General features: G+C 43.7%; 11 protein-coding genes. 8 read left to right on the forward strand and 3 right to left on the reverse strand.

Features of this window, described 5'->3' with window-relative positions; translation table 11 throughout:
- Nucleotides 1–140 precede the first annotated feature (140 nt).
- The 3 genes from J2Z28_RS16660 to J2Z28_RS16670 all read left to right on the forward strand — a co-directional run bounded on the left by J2Z28_RS16660 (nt 141) and on the right by J2Z28_RS16670 (nt 4,884).
- Nucleotides 141–2,078: a beta-glucoside-specific PTS transporter subunit IIABC gene (locus J2Z28_RS16660; RefSeq protein ID WP_211083339.1), complete on the forward strand. Its 1,938-nt coding sequence runs from the start codon at nt 141–143 to the stop codon at nt 2,076–2,078.
- A 41-nt stretch (nt 2,079–2,119) separates the two neighbouring features.
- The gene (locus tag J2Z28_RS16665) at nt 2,120–3,586 is read left to right on the forward strand and encodes a glycoside hydrolase family 1 protein (protein WP_211083340.1); all 1,467 of its coding nucleotides are present in this window, start codon (nt 2,120–2,122) and stop codon (nt 3,584–3,586) included.
- 173 nt (nt 3,587–3,759) lie between these two features.
- Nucleotides 3,760–4,884, forward strand: a complete 1,125-nt coding sequence (locus J2Z28_RS16670; protein ID WP_244988344.1) for a phosphotransferase enzyme family protein — start codon at nt 3,760–3,762, stop codon at nt 4,882–4,884.
- A 98-nt stretch (nt 4,885–4,982) separates the two neighbouring features.
- Here J2Z28_RS16670 and J2Z28_RS16675 read toward each other — a convergent pair whose 3' ends face one another.
- On the reverse strand, nt 4,983–5,834 hold the full coding sequence (locus J2Z28_RS16675; RefSeq protein ID WP_211083341.1) for an AraC family transcriptional regulator: 852 nt from the start codon (nt 5,832–5,834) through the stop codon (nt 4,983–4,985).
- 176 nt (nt 5,835–6,010) lie between these two features.
- On the opposite strand from J2Z28_RS16675, the gene J2Z28_RS16680 reads away from it, so the two are divergent.
- The gene (locus J2Z28_RS16680; protein WP_211083342.1) at nt 6,011–7,417 is read left to right on the forward strand and encodes a family 4 glycosyl hydrolase; all 1,407 of its coding nucleotides are present in this window, start codon (nt 6,011–6,013) and stop codon (nt 7,415–7,417) included.
- Nucleotides 7,418–7,505: 88 nt separating this feature from the next.
- Here the strand turns inward: J2Z28_RS16680 and J2Z28_RS16685 are convergent, their stop codons facing one another.
- Entirely contained in the window at nt 7,506–8,393 is an 888-nt protein-coding gene (locus J2Z28_RS16685; RefSeq protein ID WP_211083343.1) for a LysR family transcriptional regulator, read from the reverse strand.
- Between the two features lie 346 nt (nt 8,394–8,739).
- On the opposite strand from J2Z28_RS16685, the gene J2Z28_RS16690 reads away from it, so the two are divergent.
- The 3 genes from J2Z28_RS16690 (at nt 8,740) to J2Z28_RS16700 (ending at nt 11,390) form a co-directional block, all read left to right on the forward strand.
- Entirely contained in the window at nt 8,740–9,486 is a 747-nt protein-coding gene (locus J2Z28_RS16690; RefSeq protein ID WP_211083344.1) for an acetoacetate decarboxylase, read from the forward strand.
- 27 nt (nt 9,487–9,513) lie between these two features.
- Nucleotides 9,514–10,545 (forward strand): ketopantoate reductase family protein, encoded by a 1,032-nt coding sequence (locus J2Z28_RS16695; RefSeq protein WP_211083345.1) that lies wholly within the window; start codon nt 9,514–9,516, stop codon nt 10,543–10,545.
- Between the two features lie 194 nt (nt 10,546–10,739).
- Entirely contained in the window at nt 10,740–11,390 is a 651-nt protein-coding gene (locus tag J2Z28_RS16700) for a hypothetical protein (RefSeq protein ID WP_211083346.1), read from the forward strand.
- A 151-nt stretch (nt 11,391–11,541) separates the two neighbouring features.
- On the opposite strand, the gene J2Z28_RS16705 is transcribed toward J2Z28_RS16700, so the two are convergent.
- Nucleotides 11,542–12,666 (reverse strand): GerAB/ArcD/ProY family transporter, encoded by a 1,125-nt coding sequence (locus tag J2Z28_RS16705; protein ID WP_211083347.1) that lies wholly within the window; start codon nt 12,664–12,666, stop codon nt 11,542–11,544.
- 302 nt (nt 12,667–12,968) lie between these two features.
- On the opposite strand from J2Z28_RS16705, the gene J2Z28_RS16710 reads away from it, so the two are divergent.
- Nucleotides 12,969–17,021: an S-layer homology domain-containing protein gene (locus J2Z28_RS16710; RefSeq protein ID WP_211083348.1), complete on the forward strand. Its 4,053-nt coding sequence runs from the start codon at nt 12,969–12,971 to the stop codon at nt 17,019–17,021.
- The last annotated feature ends 94 nt before the right edge of the window (nt 17,022–17,115 follow it).

The raw sequence follows: 17,115 nt of genomic DNA on the forward strand, positions 1-17,115 counted from the left end.
GAAGTTATACCATCATCAATATGAATTGAATATGGAGTGTTACTGATTCGATCAGGCACCACCAAATGTTTCCGACTCCGCATCTGCGGCGGGCCGGTATTACATTTGGTTTTTTTTTCGCCAAAAAAGGAGGAAGCAACATGAATCATCGGGAGTTGTCCAAAGAAATTATCCAGTTAACAGGAGGGCAAGAGAATATTACCCAAGCCTGGCATTGCATCACACGGCTTCGTTTCAACGTTCGAGAGCAAAACAAAGTTCAATTGGAACAGATCAAAGCGCTTGATGGTGTGCTTGGCGCTCAGTTTCAGAACGATCAGTTTCAGGTGGTAATTGGCAACCAGGTTGCAGCCGTATATGAGCAGATCGAGAATCAGATGAAGCAGAGTGGCATATCGAGGCCCGAAACAGACGCGCCACGCTCTAAAGGGATTAATGCTGTTTTGGATACGATCTCCGGCATTTTCACTCCGATTCTGCCTGCCATCGTAGGTACCGGGATGTTAAAAGGGATTCTGGCACTGCTCGTTACACTTGGAGTGATACAGGAGAACAGCGGTGAGTATCAAGTTCTGTCTTCCATCGCAAATGCGGCCTTTTATTTCTTGCCATTCCTTCTGGCTCTATCATCAGCCCGAAAGTTCAAAGTGAATGAATATATCGCCCTGACGCTTGCAGGAACTTTATTGTATCCTACGATTCTGAACGCGTATCTGGCAAACCAGCTTGAACCGATTCGTTTTCTCTCGCTGCCCGTGTCCATTGTGAATTACACCCAGTCCGTTATTCCCATTATTCTGGGTGTGTGGCTTCTGAGTTATGTACATCGCTGGGTGGATCGTTTTATTCCCGGTCCAGTCAAAGTCATCTTTACCTCGATGATTGTGCTAGTCATCACGGTGCCGATTCTATTAATTGCGATTGGCCCCCTAGGGAATTACATGGGCATCTATCTGGAAATGGGCACTTCCTGGCTCTTTGCCCATTCGGGTCCGTTAACCGGCATTATTCTTGGCGGCCTCATGCCTCTGATTGTTATGACGGGAATGCATTATGCATTCTTCCCGGGCACATTGCAGAATCTGAGCAAACTCGGATATGACGTGCTTTTGCTGCCGATCAACCTGATAACCAATATGAGTCAGGCTGGTGCAGTCACGGCTGTTTTCCTCAAGACCAAAGATAAAAGAATGAGATCCATTGCTTTATCCAGTGGCATATCTGCTTTGCTTGGCATTACTGAACCTGCACTGTACGGTGTCACCTTGAAGCTAAAAAAACCATTTTACGCTTCACTCATCGGTGGAGCAGCAGGGGGTGGCTTTATTACCGCAGTGGGTCTGAAATGCTTCGGTTTTGCTGTACCAGGATTGCTTTCACTTCCGTTATACATTGGCCCGAATGGTGGCATGTCCAATTTCTGGTATGCATTAATCGGAATTGGCATCAGCTTTAGCGTTTCCTTCGTGGTGACTTTGCTGCTCAAGTGGGATGAGCCAAATGCACGCAATTCCTCCGTGTCCGACTCAATACAAACATTAACCGAAAAGGAACAGGATACAGCCACTGCCTTTTCTCAAGAACCGGTGACACCTGTCACAGTACATTCCATTGAGGATAAAAAAGGGGAGGTGTTCAGCCCGCTTACTGGTGAATTGGTGCCGCTCGCAGAGCTTCCGGATCAAACGTTTGCCGAGGAAATGACCGGGAAAGGTATTGCCATTCGTCCGCAGGATGGACGTGTTACAGCTCCTTTTGACGGAACGGTCACGTTGGTTGCCAAAAGTAAACATGCGATTATGCTGACCTCATCCAGTGGAATCGACATTCTCATTCATGTTGGACTAAACAGTGTGTCGCTCAAAGGGAAATATTTTGACGTGAAGGTTGTTGCTGGACAAGAAGTGAAGAAGGGTGATTTGCTTCTGGAATTTGATATGGATGGCATCCAGGGTGCGGGTATTGATCTTGTGACACCAGTCATTGTAACCAATACGCCGGATTACCTCGATGTAGTACCTGTTCAGGTGAAGGGGGTGATTCCAATGAATGAATTGCTTCTCCTCACCGTTCGTTGACAGCTTCATGCATACCACATACAAAAAAGGAGAGAAATAACATGACAAAAACAATTAAACACTCATTTCCTGAAGGATTTTTATGGGGCGGAGCTACCGCTGCCAATCAGCTCGAAGGTGCATATGACGCAGACGGCAAAGGACTCTCTACCTCAGACATGGCTCCATTCGTTCCTCACGAGGAGCGCAATGGCAAGGATTTTACCTTCGACGTGGATTCTGTTCAATTGGAAGAATATCTGAGCGGTAACACCAACGTATATTTCCCGAAACGGAACGGCGTGGATTTCTATCATCGCTACAAAGAAGACATTGCCTTGTTTGCAGAGATGGGTTTCAAAGTGTTTCGTCTTTCGATCGCGTGGACACGGATCTTCCCAACAGGAGAAGAAGCAGTTCCCAATGAAGCTGGTCTTGCCTTCTATGATAACGTGCTCGACGAACTCTTGAAATACGGCATTGAGCCGCTCGTAACGATCTCTCACTACGAGATGCCCGTAGAGTTAACCCGCAAATACAACGGCTGGGAAAGCCGCGAGATGATCGATCTGTATCTGAAATTTGCCAATACGCTGTTCGACCGTTACAAAGACAAAGTGAAATACTGGATCACCTTCAATGAAATGAACATGATGCTGACAAGTCTGTATACTGGCGGCGGCATTCTGGAAGATAAAATCAAGGGAAACCCGGAGCAAGTGGCTTATCAGGCAACGCATCATCAGTTTGTAGCTAGTGCGCTGGCTGTCAAAAGCGGAAAAGAGAAAATGCCGAATGCACAAATCGGCTGTATGATCTGCCGTCTGGAAACGTATGCTGCTTCTAGTAAACCGGAGGACGTTCTGCAGACGCTGAAGGAAGATCAGATGAACCTGTTCTACCCAGAGGTGCAGGCACGAGGCGAATACCCATCCTATATGCAAAGATATTTTGAGGAAAACGGCATTGAACTGGTTAAAGCTCCTGAGGACGATGCCATTATCCGGGACAATACCGTGGACTTTATTGCTTTCAGTTATTACATGACGTATATCGGAAAATATGACCCCAATGACAACAGCAACTCTGGTATGCTGGTCAGTCAGATCAAAAACCCGCATCTGAAAGCTACCGAATGGGGATGGCCTATCGATCCAATTGGTCTTCGCGTCGCGCTGAACCGATTGTATGATCGTTACCGGATGCCGCTCTTCATCGTTGAGAACGGGCTGGGTGCTATCGACACACCGGAAGAGGACGGGGCAGTGCATGACCCTTATCGCATCAATTACTTGCGCAGCCACATTGAACAGATGAAAGAAGCTGTCGCTGACGGCGTTGAATTGATGGGTTTCACTAGCTGGGGACCTATCGATATCATTAGCTGCTCGACTTCTGAAATGGGCAAACGTTATGGTTTCATTTATGTAGATCAAGACAATGCCGGCAATGGTTCATTGGAAAGAACCCGCAAGGATTCCTTCTACTGGTACAAACAAGTTATTGAATCTAATGGAGAAATCCTGTGATTATACAAAATTCTTACACGCCGCCCGTATGGGCGGTTCTTTATTTTACACTAGTAAAATCAGGGATAATTATGTAAAATTGTGATATTCAAACAAGAGGAGTGAATTCAATGTCTAACAAGGTGATTGTGCTTTAGGTTCACAGAAGGATATTTGCGTTATAGGGATTCCTTTTGTGGACATTGCAGAGCGGGAAACCGTCCAAACAATGTTTACTGGAGGAGATTATTATTAATTTTAACGAAGCTGTTAATATCAGCAATACACATGTACTGACGCTGGTACCCGAGCTGTTTCATCTGGAGGGTTACAATATTCAGCTTATTCCGCCTCATGAGGGTGGACGTAATGTCGTTTACACCTGTGAGCAAGAGGGGCGTGAATCGCTAATTCTACGGGTGTCTTTTTTGCCTGACAGAAGGCGGGAAGATTACATTGCCGAACTGGAGTATGTCCGGTATCTGTTTGAGCACGGTGCAAGTGTCTCGAATTTAGTCAGCTCGAAAAAGGGCGATCTGTTAGAAGAGGTCACTTATGGTGAGCATACGTTCTTTATCTGTATGTTTGTGAAGGCCACAGGGAAGTTGCTGGTAGAGAACCATTATCAGTACCGGGAAGGCGTTCCACTTAGCGAATACTATTATAATAGCGGTAAAGTTCTGGGCAGAATGCATCAGCTATCGAAAGGGTACACTCCCGTCCATCGCCGGCATCATTTGATTGACAATTACAGCGGTGAATATATCGATAACCTGGTACCTGAATCATTTCCTCTGCTTAAGGAGAAGATGGTTGAGCTTCTGAATACCTTAGAAGGTTTGGATACAAACCAAGAGACATTCGGCATGATCCATTTTGATTATAATGACGGGAATTACTCGATCGATTTTGATACCGGTCAGATCACCGTGTATGATTTTGATAATTCATGCTTCGGTTGGTATATGTATGATCTGGCAGATCTATGGACACATGGCGTCGGCTGGATTCAATTTGAGCCGAATGCGGATAAACGCAAACAGTTCATGGATGACTATTTCCAAACCGCCCTCGCTGGATATACTTCCGAAACCAAGATCGAAGATTCGATGCTGGAGAAGCTGCCTTTATTTATTCAAGTCACTCTCTTGGAGAATATTCTAGGTCAATTTGAGGAAATGCAGCGTGCTGGCGAAGAACCGGAAGCTAACGAAGAACTGTTGTATCTCATTAAATGTCTGGAAGAGGATATACCGTATAAAGGATTTTTCCATGAGATGTATTCCACTGAAGCTCCTTTTGAGTATGAGGGACGCTGAAGGGACCTGTACGTAAACTAAACCCTGAATAACCAAGGATTCATCAATTGGGGAGGCAGCCGGATGGACCGGTTGCCTCTTTGTTTGTCTGCGGTATTTTATTCAAATTTGGAAGGGGGCACGTTGTAAAATTTTTTGAATGCTTTGGAGAACGTAAAGGGGTCGGGATAACCCAGAAATCCGGCAATTTGCTGAATCGTATATTTTTTCTCATACAGATAGTCTCTGGCCCGGTTCATTTTGATCTGATTGATATATTGCCCCGGTGTAATACCGAGAATTTTTTTGAACAACGAAATAAAATATTTCTCAGAGACGCCGGCAATAGCGGCAAGTTCGTTAACTCGGATGGCACGATGCAGATTCGCATCCACGTATGGGAATACGTTCTGCAGAACTTCCAGACTTCCTTCGATCTTCCTCGGTTTTCGGTCTTTCAGAAACTCACCGTGATACAGCCCTTGCCTATGTAATTCCAAAATTTTGGCGATGACGAGAAGCAGAGAGGCTTTCAAGTAAAGTGGACTGGCGGAAGCGCCGCTACTCTTCTTGAACCTTCGATAGGACGAGGTGAACAGCGCTGATTCCTCTTGAATCAGATTGCCAGGTACAATGCCCGGGAGTTGAAACTCTCCGAGAATTCGCTTTTGCTCAGCGATGCTGAAATCAAAGTGCATGTATACGAATCTGCACAACTCTCCGGTCGTGGAAGCAATATAGGGCATATCCGGATAAAAAAACACCACGTCACCCGCTTCCGCCATATGCTCGATTCCATCGATGGTAATCTTGAGGGAGCCTGCTGTAATGAACCACAGATCATAATCGGAATGAGACTTGTGCTCCGTCCAATTACTGTCATGCGTTTGTTCCAAATAAGAGCTCATGCGAAGTGTGATATACTCCGAAAGTTCGTCGATTATACTCATATTTACAGTTCCTGTGTGCATCTAATCCAACCTAATCCTCTCGACTTTATGACATCCTTTATATTTCACTATCATAACAAAGGATTTATCTCTTGTTAACTATCGTACGATATGACATGTATTGAAAACTATCACACATTCCGATTCCAGCTCACTCACCTATAATGAACTTATATCGTTACGAGGAGGGGTTATTGATGAATGCTACAAGTACACAGCATCCAAAGGTAGTTGTTATTGGGGCGGGCAGCCTATTTTTCGGTCGTCAGTCCATCTGGCAGATGGTACACTCCCCATATTTGAATCAGGGAACGCTGGCTTTGGTGGATACGGACGAGGAACGGCTCTCGAAAATGGTAAAACTAGCGGAAATGGTCGCCAAGGAGAACAACGTATCCCTAAAGATTGAGGGTTCAGTGGACCGAAGACAGGTACTACCGGGAGCCGACTTCGTTGTGCTCAGCTTTGCGGAAGAATCGGTGAAATATCGGGGCATCGACTGCCAGATTTCTCTAAAGTATGGGATTCGCATGTGTTCCGGCGATACGATTGGCCCGGGCGGAATCTTTCGCGCGATGCGGGAACTGCCAGTTATTATGGAATGCGCCAAAGACATTGAGGAGTTGTGTCCGGATGCGTGGGTGATCAATTATATTAACCCGTCTACCGTTCACGGCATCGCTTTACATCGTTATGCACCGAAGCTCAAATCATTTGCGCTGTGCGATAGTCATCATATGCCGCATAAAAAAGCCTATTACGCTGTACGAGCCGGAATCATTGGAGACAATAGCCAGTTCACTGAAGAGATCAACCAGAAATTCGATTTTCGTATCGCTGGTGTCAATCATTTCACTTGGCTGCTCAAAGCCGAGTATGAAGGAACAAATGTGATGCCCACTATCGCAGAAGCCATGCGTAAGATGGCAGGTGATGAGAATAACGGTGGTGATCGCGGCGCAAAAGCTCTGTATAACGATGCAATTAGCTATGAACTGTATGATATTTTCGGAATCATTCCTACTTGTACGGCGCATACGAAGGAATACGTTCGGTATTGGCAGGGTCTTGGCAAAACTGCGGACGCCATTCCGCCATTATCGATCTGGGAGACAGAGGACAGATATGAGCGTCACGACGAAATGTGGCGTCAGGTGGATGACTTTCTTGCAGGGAACATCCCGATTGCCGATTATATGAGCACCTTCGGACCAGATCATGCGACTGACATCATCGAGAATATGGTGGGGAGCTTGGGCAAAAAGTTCTTCATCAATACGCTCAATCAAGGCGCGGTAACTAATATGAATAACGATTCGTTCCTGGAACTACTGTGCGATGTAGATATGGATGGGGCGAAACCACTTCATGTAGGCGAGATGCCACGTGGAATAAGAGGTATGCAAGAAATTGTACTGGATACGCATGAGCTTACAGTTGAAGCTGTTCTGGAACAGAGCTACGAGAAGCTGAGAAGGGCGATGCTCACCGACCCGCTCGTGAGTTCCATCAGTGACGCGGATAAGATCATCCATGAATTGTTGGAACTGGAGCGTAAGATGATTCCGGACGTTTGGTATAAGGACAGACTGCAGTATAGCTAAGAAACGATAACGATAGAAGACCGCGTCGGCTCCTTCCATGGGACTAACGTGGTCTTTGTTTTTATCGTTTGTCATGTATCAAGAAATCCTACTTCACTTTAAACAATCCAGCATGGTCTTCATAGTACGAAGTAATAAAATCACGAAATTCTCCAACAGCAGGAGATAACCATTTTTGTTTGACCCAGGATAGGCTAATTGGATATATCGCTGAATCATCAGCAATTTTTACATAACGTAACCCCAGTGCTCTACATACAGAGATAGGAAGTAATGCCACACCCTGATTAAGCCTGATAATTTCAAGCAGGGTATGAGAATCGACCTCAAATGCATGATTGGGCAGGAAACCTGCTTTTTCACAGAGCATGGTGGTAAACCGGCTGTACTCCTTATTATCGGCAAGGGAAATAAAGGGCTCATTTGCAACAACACTTAACGAGATGCTTGTCTCTCCGCCGTATTGATGATTTGTTGGCACAACTAGAACAATATCCTCTTCAACAAGGACAACACTCTCAATCTCCTCATCCTGAATCGGATGCCCGGTAATGCCCAGATGCATGTCACCTTTCTTCAAACCTGTAATAATTTCACTGCGGGTCCCAATACCCTGATGAAGCTTGGTTTCAGGGGAACCGTTGATATAGTCACTAATGAGACCAGTGAGAAATCGGGTATTCGTAATCGAGATCCTGATCGTATTGGATATTTGCTGTTCCTCCGCTTTAATCTCCATCTCTGCATTTTCAATTTCAATAAAAATCCGGTTTACATGCTTCAATAAAATCTCACCTGAGGAATTCAATTGAATGTTTCTTCCTCTCCTGTGGAATAAGGGGGTACCCAGTTCATCCTCAAGTCTTTTAATCGTTAAGCTAAGAGAAGGTTGAGCAATATTCAATTGCGCAGCTGCCTTGGAGATATGTTCAGTATAGGCAACGGTCTGAAAGTATTTGAGCTGAAGCAATTCCATTTATCTGCACTCCTTATTTATTCTGATAAATATATATAGTACTTATTATGTATTATATTAAATTTAAATATTGATGTAGAATTTTTTTATGAGATACAGATCAAATTTTAAATAACAAAAACCTGACTATATAAGTTGAACTAATCATTTACACAATAACGGAGAGGACAGAAAAAACCTGAAAAAGCGAAGCGTTCGCCTTTATCACCGGATTTTCCCCTTTAGAAGGGGAATCGAAAAATCTGGGGATAACAACGATTGGAAGGTTGTTCTGTCATCGTAGTGTCAGTGTAAATAATCTTTAATTCAACTTATATAGAACCAAAACATAAGGTAGGTGTCTTTGATGAAAATCGATGTGAATAACATAGCTAAAAATCTGAATACACCCCTAACAGCTCCGGCATATCCAATGCCACCGTACAAATTCGTGAATCGTGAATATTTGAATATTATTTACCGGACCGATGAAAAAGCTTTACGAGCAGCCGTACCAGAACCTCTCGAAATTACGGAACCTTTGGTTAAATTCGAAGTGATGTGGATGCCAGATGTTTCTGGACTGGGTGCATATACAGAAGCTGGACAAGTCATTCCTGTGCAATTCAATGGGGAGGAAGGTGATTATGTGCATTCGATGTACGTAGACAATTTCCCCGCGATTGCGAGTGGTCGAGAGCTCACGGCCTATCCGAAAAAGCTGGGCGCACCCAAGTTGTATACCGATTCGGATACACTTGTTGGCACACTAGATTATGGATCGTTGCGTGTAGCCACGGCAACGATGGGATATAAACATGTGGAGATGGATAAAGAGTTCGCCAAACGTGAAATATGCCGACCTAATTTTATGATTAAGATTGCTACAGACTATAGCGGGAATTTAAGAATATGTGATCTGATCCGTACTCAAATTACGGACATCGAAGTGAAGGAAGCTTGGACAGGACCTGCCCGACTTCAACTGTTCGAACATGCGTTGGCACCTCTTGCAGATCTGCCTGTGTTGGAAGTGGTGTCCGCTTCTCATATCCTTACCAACCTAACCTTAAACGCTGCACAACCTGTATATAACTACCTGGAAGAAAAATAAGGAGGAAAAATAAGGAGGAAAAATAAAATGAGAATTGCAATTGTAGGCGCGGGATCCTTGGGAACTATCGTAGGCGCATATCTTGCGGATGGTGGACTGGACGTTGAGTTAATTGATGCATATCAAGAACATGTAAATGCTTTAAATCAGACGGGTGCTAAAGTGACGGGTACCACAGAGTTCCAGGCCAAAGTAAAAGCAATTACTCCTGATCAAAAATCAGGACAGTATGACCTCGTGTTACTTTTAACCAAACAACTCTACAACGATTCCATCCTTCAGGAACTACTTCCATTCTTGAAAGAAGACAGTATGGTGTGTTCCTTGCAGAACGGAATTCCGGAAGAAAAAGTGGCGTCCATCGTGGGTGAAAAACGTGTCATTGCTGGTTCCGTTGAATTTGGCGCTACGTTCATTGAACCTGGTGTGTCAAGTCTGACTACCGAGTACACTCAATTTAAGCAGTATGCTTTTCAGATTGGCGAATTAAATGGTGAAATTACCGAACGAATTCAACGCGTAAAATCGGTGTTGGACCTTGTGGGTGGAACTCATATTTCCGATAACCTGGTTGGAACCAAATGGTCCAAATTGCTGATCAACAATGCATTTAGTGGTTTATCGGCTGCATTGAATGGGGAATACGGAGACATTATCGATCATGAAACCGGCATTGTGAGTGCAGCTCATATTGCGGACGAGACGATTAAAGTTGCTCGCGCCAATGGGGTCACTTTGGTTAAAATGAATGGATTCGACATCGCTTCACTCGAACTGAACAGTGAAGAAGATATCCCTGAACGGGTGAAAACATTACGTTACGTGATGGAGCCCTCCAGACTGCTCAAAGCAAGCATGCTTCAAGATCTGGAGAAGAACCGCAAAACGGAGATTGATTATATTAACGGGGTTGTTTCAAGCAGGGCAGAAGGTACGGGAATTGCGTCACCTTATAATGATTTAGTTGTAAAACTGGTTAAATCTGCTGAAGAAACTCAAACCGTTCCTGATTTTGACACGAATATAAAAGCTTTTGAAGAACTATTAAGTGCACAATAATAAATTCAATTATTTCAACTGAAAGTCGCTAATATAGCGGCTTTTTTGTTGTATCAGTAAATCTAGTCAGGCTTGATTTTGCGACAGATAGAATATTCTTCGTGATTTTTGTTTCCTAACATTATACAAAAAGGGGGATTAATTTTGATATAATATAGACTTGCTGGTTATTTTTCTATTCGAAGGAGATACATATGAGGAAATCTTGGTGGGAATTCGTGATTTATTTTGTTGCTTTAATATTTTTCTTATTTATGCTAATAAACGAATATTCCCCAGTTCTGATCGTGGGGGTTGTTTCCGTTACCATTCTTATCGCATTTATTAAACATGTTTTTTATCCTTTAGTATTTGAAAAGCGTATAGATCGCTTAGAGTCCTTTTTATCCAAGCAGCAAAATACACCTGGGACTTACATTATTTATGTTTTTGCGAACAGACTTGATGATGAGGCAGAACTTGTTATGGAGCAGATTATGCAGAAATATAAGCGAAGAACAACACAAGCACAGTTCAAGGCAGCTTACGGATTATATCGCAAGGATATGTTTGCCATTCGACAAGCTGTACCTCATATCGGCTTATCAGACTACCGTACTTATTACGAAACCGTACTACTGTTGGAGGACGGGCAAAGGGATCGAGCGCGGGAAAGACTTCAATTCATTAAAAAACAGTGGATGCGATCAACATTGCTCGCGGGTATTGAACTCAAAGCAGAAAACCGCGATATCGCTATCCATCACGCTCTTGAAGCACTTAACTCTTCCAGAGGTGTTAATCGTTATGTCTTGTATAAGGAATATGAAAGAGTATTACCAGAAGTTATTGGACACATATCGTAAACTCGACATTATTATTAGCTTGCTGTATATGGAATTAATAATTGTTGGATAATAAATTAATAAATAATGAAGAAAATATACTCCCATTAGAGTCGCTATTTTAGCGGCTTTTTTTCTTTTTTACTGTCTACATACAATAAGAACCAAACATTCAGCTTGCCTTAAGTGCTTCACTAGAAGCCTGCTTCCCGCCTTTTTTACGAACAAAACTAATGATCAGCAGTAGCAGTGGTAACAAGCCAAATAAAAAAATGGACATATTGCCAAGAAAATCACCCAAAGCTAACGTTTCCTCCAGGTTTTTAGGCAAGTAAGCAATTACATACAAGACTGGCAACATCGCGAATTGTATGCTCGTAATATTTTTGAGACGAAACAAATCTCGGATCCCGATTGCCGCAAAATAGTGTTTAAAAGCATAGGTTGCAAAGATCTGCATCAGCCAAAACACAATGAACAGCGATTCATATCGCTCAAAAAGAAACCCCTCAATTTCAAAACTTCGAACCATGTCGAACGTCGGCCACATTCGTGTTTGAATTCCTGGCAAAGATAAGTTTCCTACAACGGTAACAATCGTGACCAAATATATGATCGTACAACTAAGTATGCTGTATATAGCAGCTTTATTGCTTGCTTTCACGTCCACCATGTAAGCTGTGATGATGAGTAAAACTTCATATCCAGAATAGGAGAGACACGAAGGTTTAAGACCTTTCAACACAGGCATGAATCCATCGCCTAGGAGCGGTCTGAGATTATTGATTTCAAACATTTTAGTACTTAAAAGGAAAACCAGCGCTAACAATACGAGCGTAACGGGCAACACGATTGAAAAGACCCGGATGATGACCTTAAGGCCACCCGTTAACATATAAATACCAATCCACAAACTGACCATAATGGTGACCCAAGTAGGCGTACGCTCAAGGATGTACATACTTGTAATTTCGGCCATGACTCTAACTTCGAATGAACAAAGAACAACAAAATACACGATAATTAAAAGTCCCAATAGATAAGCAATCCACTGACCTGTGATTTCGGGTATAAATTCGAATACCGTTTTACCGGGGAATCTACGACACAAGGTTACAAGGAGGATGCTGATTGTGGTTACAATTAATCCTGATAAAATGACAGAAATCCATACATCTGGTGTCCCTACTGCTTTACTAATTGTGCGAGGGAGTGTTAGAATTCCAGCTCCGAGTATTGAATTGATAACTACAATAATTACCTCGGAGGTATTAATATTAGATGTGGATTGCTTCATTGGCCTTCGCTCCAAACCGGAGAATATATTTCTAGGTAGTATCGCCCAACGCAGTTGTTTTATGTAAGAATTCAGTTGGATGAGTTAAGCTTATTACCTTTGGAGTATATATATACTAGTTCTGACGAGTGGATTGTTTATGTCTCTCCGATTGTAACAGCTAGAGCTTATATGAACTTTATAAAATGTAATTCTTTACATAAGTTTTACCTTTAGGAAATGAACCCTTGATCTCCACTTGTTATGCTAGTTCTGTTTGGAGTTACATAAGCCAATCTATCAAACAGACAAGGGAGAGAATTATGATCAGTCACCTCTACAAAAAGATGTTACCCATCCTGTTATCGCTTTCTTTAGTAATCGGATGGTTTGCGGGATTTGGGGGAGCAAATTCAGCTCAAGCCGCATCGTTATCTGAGCCTGACATTCTGTTAGAACGTAATGCCAATTGGAAATACTTCGATCAAGGACAGAATCTGGAATCGCAATGGCGTGCTTCATATGATGATTCATCATGGGAATTCGGACTCGCACCGTTTGGCTACAAGGATAACGGCAATGGCATAAGCACTTCCTATTTTGGACCTCTCAAAACGGAAGTAAGCTATGGTGAAGACAAAAAGTTAAAATACCGCACGACCTATTTAAGAACAAGCTTAACCGTCAACAAGGATGAGATTAATGGTTATGGACAAATTCTCGGCACATTTGGCATTGATGATGGGGCAGTTATCTATGTAAATGGTGTTGAAGTACGTCGCTTTGGCATGCCTGAAGGCGAGATTCAGTACTCAACCAAAGCAACATCAAGTCAAGACTTGCCTGTAATGTATGAGGACATAGATCTGACTGAGCCGCTGAAAGCCTACCTGCACGATGGCAACAACGAAATTGCGGTCGAAGTTCATCAACAAAGCGACAGCAGCTCAGATTTGTATTTTGACATGGAGCTTAAAGCATTGGCGGAAGCACCATCGCTGGATATCAGTAAAGTAACCGTTACCTTCTATGGTGATGCTACAACGAGTAAAGGCTTTACTTGGTATACACCTCTTGCATCCACACAAAGCACTGTCCAAGTGGTACCAAACCAAGGATCGGCTGCTGACTTCAGTCAGGCGCAAAGCTTCAACGGACGCTCATCCGTGGCTTCCAATTCCCCGGGAGAGATGGTGCATAAGGCCGAAGCAACAGAACTGACACCCGATACCTCCTATTATTTTCGTGTTGGCGATCAAGATCTGGGCATATGGAGTGAGGTTGGCACATTCAAAACAGCTCCCACTAACGGAGCCTTTAGGTTTATTGACCTGACGGATACCCAAGCTAAAGAAGAGGATGAGGCTATTCTATCTGGCTCTACGCTCTCCAAAGCGTTGATCCAAGTTCCAGATGCTGCGTTTGTTGTTCATAATGGTGATGTTGTAGAAAATGGAACGTCAGAGCAGGAATGGAACTGGTTGCTTGGTCACTCCCAATCCAGTCTGATGAACACGACCATTGCTCCATCCGCGGGCAATCATGAGAACAAGAATTATGCATTCTACGAGCACTTTAACCTGAAGCAGCCAGACAATGCTGCAACAGTAACAGGTGCATATTATTCTTATGACTACAGCAAAGCTCATTTTATCGTATTGAACTCCAACGAAAATTCCTCGGAGTACGCCAACTTCTCCAACGAGCAAGTGGCATGGATGAAGCAGGATGTTGAAGAGGCAAAGGCTGCCGGAGCAGAGTGGATCATCGTCAACATCCATAAAGGGCCGTATACAACATCCAATCACGCCACAGACAGCGACATTATCGGCGCGAACGGTGTACGAAATAAAATTGCTCCGTTGATGAACGAACTGGGTATTGATTTGGTTCTTCAAGGGCATGACCATATCTATGCACGGACCAAGCCAATAAAAAGCGATGGCACGGCTGAAGACGTGTCCAAAATTACGGAGACTCTGAACGGACAGAGTATCGAATACGCAGTGAAGCCAGATGGAACGATCTATATGATTCCAGCTACCGCAGGGGCAAAAGTATATTTTAAGAACCAAAAGCCAGAATTAGGCGAAGCGTATTTCAGCTTGTTCGAACGTGCTGAAGAGAACCATGCAAGGCAGTATGGTGATACTACGAGTGCAGCCAGAGGACAGGTTCAGAATTTCGTGTCATTCACAATCGATGGCAGCAAGCTTACTGCTGTAACATATGAGATTGACCAACATACCAATAACGGTGAGCCATTCATTGTAGATCAATTCGGAATTCTCAAAGAAACAGATACAGTTCCCGTTCCGGAACAGATTAGCAAGATAACGGTAACTTTCCATGGAGATCCGACCAAGGATAAAGGCTTTACATGGTATACATCGGATCAATTACTGCAAAGCGACCTTCAAGTCGTGGAGAAAACAGAAGCAACACCTGACTTCAATCAAGCCAAGCTGTTTCAAGGACGTTCTGTACAGCCTGCCAATTCTCCAACGGAGCGGATGCACAAAGCAGAAGCGACAGATCTGAAAGCAAATACGACCTATTTCTTCCGTGTAGGTGACGCTACCAAGCAAGTATGGAGTGCGACAGGTACGTTCCGTACAGCACCGGCAAAAGGCAAATTCACCTTCATTGATCTGGCGGATACACAAGCAAAAGAAGAAGATGAGGCTATTCTGTCCTCCGAGACGTTGGCCAAAGCACTGACTACTGTACCTGATGCACAGTTCGTTGTGCATAACGGTGATATTGTTGATAAAGGTGTCAAAGAAGAACAGTGGAACTGGCTGCTCGGACACTCACAGGAAAGCCTGTTGAATACAACCATTGTCCCGTCCTCAGGGAATCATGAGGACGAAAACTATGCATTCATCGATCATTTTAATGTACAGCCTGCAGTGAATTCCGCAACAGAAACAGGAGCTTATTATTCGTACGACTATAGCAATGCGCATTTTGTTGTATTGAATTCCAATGAGGATTCAACGGAGTATGACAACTTTTCTTTAGAGCAAGTCAAGTGGCTCAAGGAAGATGTTCAGGCTGCCAAGAAAAAGGGAGCAGAATGGGTCATCGTCAACATTCACAAAGGCCCATACACAACATCGAACCATGCAACAGACTCTGACATTATGGGAGTGAATGGAGTGCGCTCCAAGATTGCTCCGATCATGGCGGAACTTGACATTGATTTTGTTCTTCAGGGGCATGACCATATCTATGCACGCTCAAAACCAATTGATCAGAAGGGGAACGCACGTCAACCAGAAATGATCACGGAAATGCAAAATGGACAGAAGTTGGAGTACTCTGTGAATCCCGATGGTACAATCTATCTGATTCCGGCAACAGCAGGTCCAAAAGTTTATTACAAAAATCAAAGCACAAGTCTGGGAGAGGCCTACTACAGTCTTTTTGAGCGCGCGGAAGAAAATCATGCGGCTCAATATGGACCGGACCCAAGTGACAACCGTCGTCCAATACGTAGTCAGGTCCAGAACTTTGTGGGTATTACGATAGATGGTAGCAAACTGACGGCGATAACGTATGAAATTGATCAGAATGTGAATGGGGCAACTCCGTTCATCATTGATCAGTTTGGTATTTTGAAGAAAACAGAGATAACGATTCCGGATCCTGGTACAACCAATCCGGGAACATCAAATCCCGGCTCAGGTAACGGGTCTAGCAGCGGGAATAACTCCTCAGGAAACGCTGGAGATACGGCAACCGATAACCGTCCAGACAACGGTACTGGTGATGGAAGTAATCCCGGGAATGAGACGGATACAGGATCAAACAACAATGGTAATAGTGAAAATACACCTCCAATGAAAGATACGGCTGGGCACTGGGCCAAGTCTGCCATTGATCGGGCGCTTGCAGCTGGATTCGTGAATGGATACGGCGACGATACATTCCGTCCGAATCAGAAGGTTACACGTGCTGAATTCATCACGATGCTGGGTCGTGCATTTAATCTAAATAACATAAGCGACAATGTTCAGTATACGGATGAAAATAAGATTCCCTCTTGGTCTAAGCCTTACATTACAGCAGCTACATCCCTAGGCATTATCAATGGTTACGCAAATGGTTCTTTCGGCCCGAGCAAAACATTAAACCGCTCCGAGATGGTCACCATGATCGTGCGTGCAGGCGGAATTCCTACGGATTCTAATACGAAACTAAACTTCAAAGATGCCAAGGATGTTCCGACATGGGCAGTTTCGTATGTAGCTTCTGCTGTAGAAGCCGGATTGGTAGATGGTGTGGGCAGCAATCGTTTTGCACCGATGCAGACAGCTACGCGGGCGGAGGCGATCACACTTATTATCGGACTTTTGGATAAGGTAAAATGAAATGACTTAGTGAAAATAATACAAGAGAAACCAATGGGAGACTTATCTTCTCTCATTGGTTTCTTTTTGTGTGCAAATGTAACAGTAATTATTC

This window comes from Paenibacillus xylanexedens (assembly GCF_017874615.1).
Lineage (GTDB): Bacteria > Bacillota > Bacilli > Paenibacillales > Paenibacillaceae > Paenibacillus > Paenibacillus xylanexedens.

Excerpts from the sequence above, each read along its gene's own strand:
- J2Z28_RS16660 (WP_211083339.1), top strand. The coding sequence starts at position 141 with ATGAATCATCGGGAGTTGTCCAAAGAAATTATCCAGTTAACAGGAGGG.
- J2Z28_RS16665 (WP_211083340.1), top strand. The coding sequence starts at position 2,120 with ATGACAAAAACAATTAAACACTCATTTCCTGAAGGATTTTTATGGGGC.
- J2Z28_RS16675 (WP_211083341.1), bottom strand. The coding sequence starts at position 5,834 with ATGCACACAGGAACTGTAAATATGAGTATAATCGACGAACTTTCGGAG.
- J2Z28_RS16680 (WP_211083342.1), top strand. The coding sequence starts at position 6,011 with ATGAATGCTACAAGTACACAGCATCCAAAGGTAGTTGTTATTGGGGCG.
- J2Z28_RS16685 (WP_211083343.1), bottom strand. The coding sequence starts at position 8,393 with ATGGAATTGCTTCAGCTCAAATACTTTCAGACCGTTGCCTATACTGAA.
- J2Z28_RS16690 (WP_211083344.1), top strand. The coding sequence starts at position 8,740 with ATGAAAATCGATGTGAATAACATAGCTAAAAATCTGAATACACCCCTA.
- J2Z28_RS16695 (WP_211083345.1), top strand. The coding sequence starts at position 9,514 with ATGAGAATTGCAATTGTAGGCGCGGGATCCTTGGGAACTATCGTAGGC.
- J2Z28_RS16700 (WP_211083346.1), top strand. The coding sequence starts at position 10,740 with ATGAGGAAATCTTGGTGGGAATTCGTGATTTATTTTGTTGCTTTAATA.
- J2Z28_RS16705 (WP_211083347.1), bottom strand. The coding sequence starts at position 12,666 with ATGAAGCAATCCACATCTAATATTAATACCTCCGAGGTAATTATTGTA.
- J2Z28_RS16710 (WP_211083348.1), top strand. The coding sequence starts at position 12,969 with ATGATCAGTCACCTCTACAAAAAGATGTTACCCATCCTGTTATCGCTT.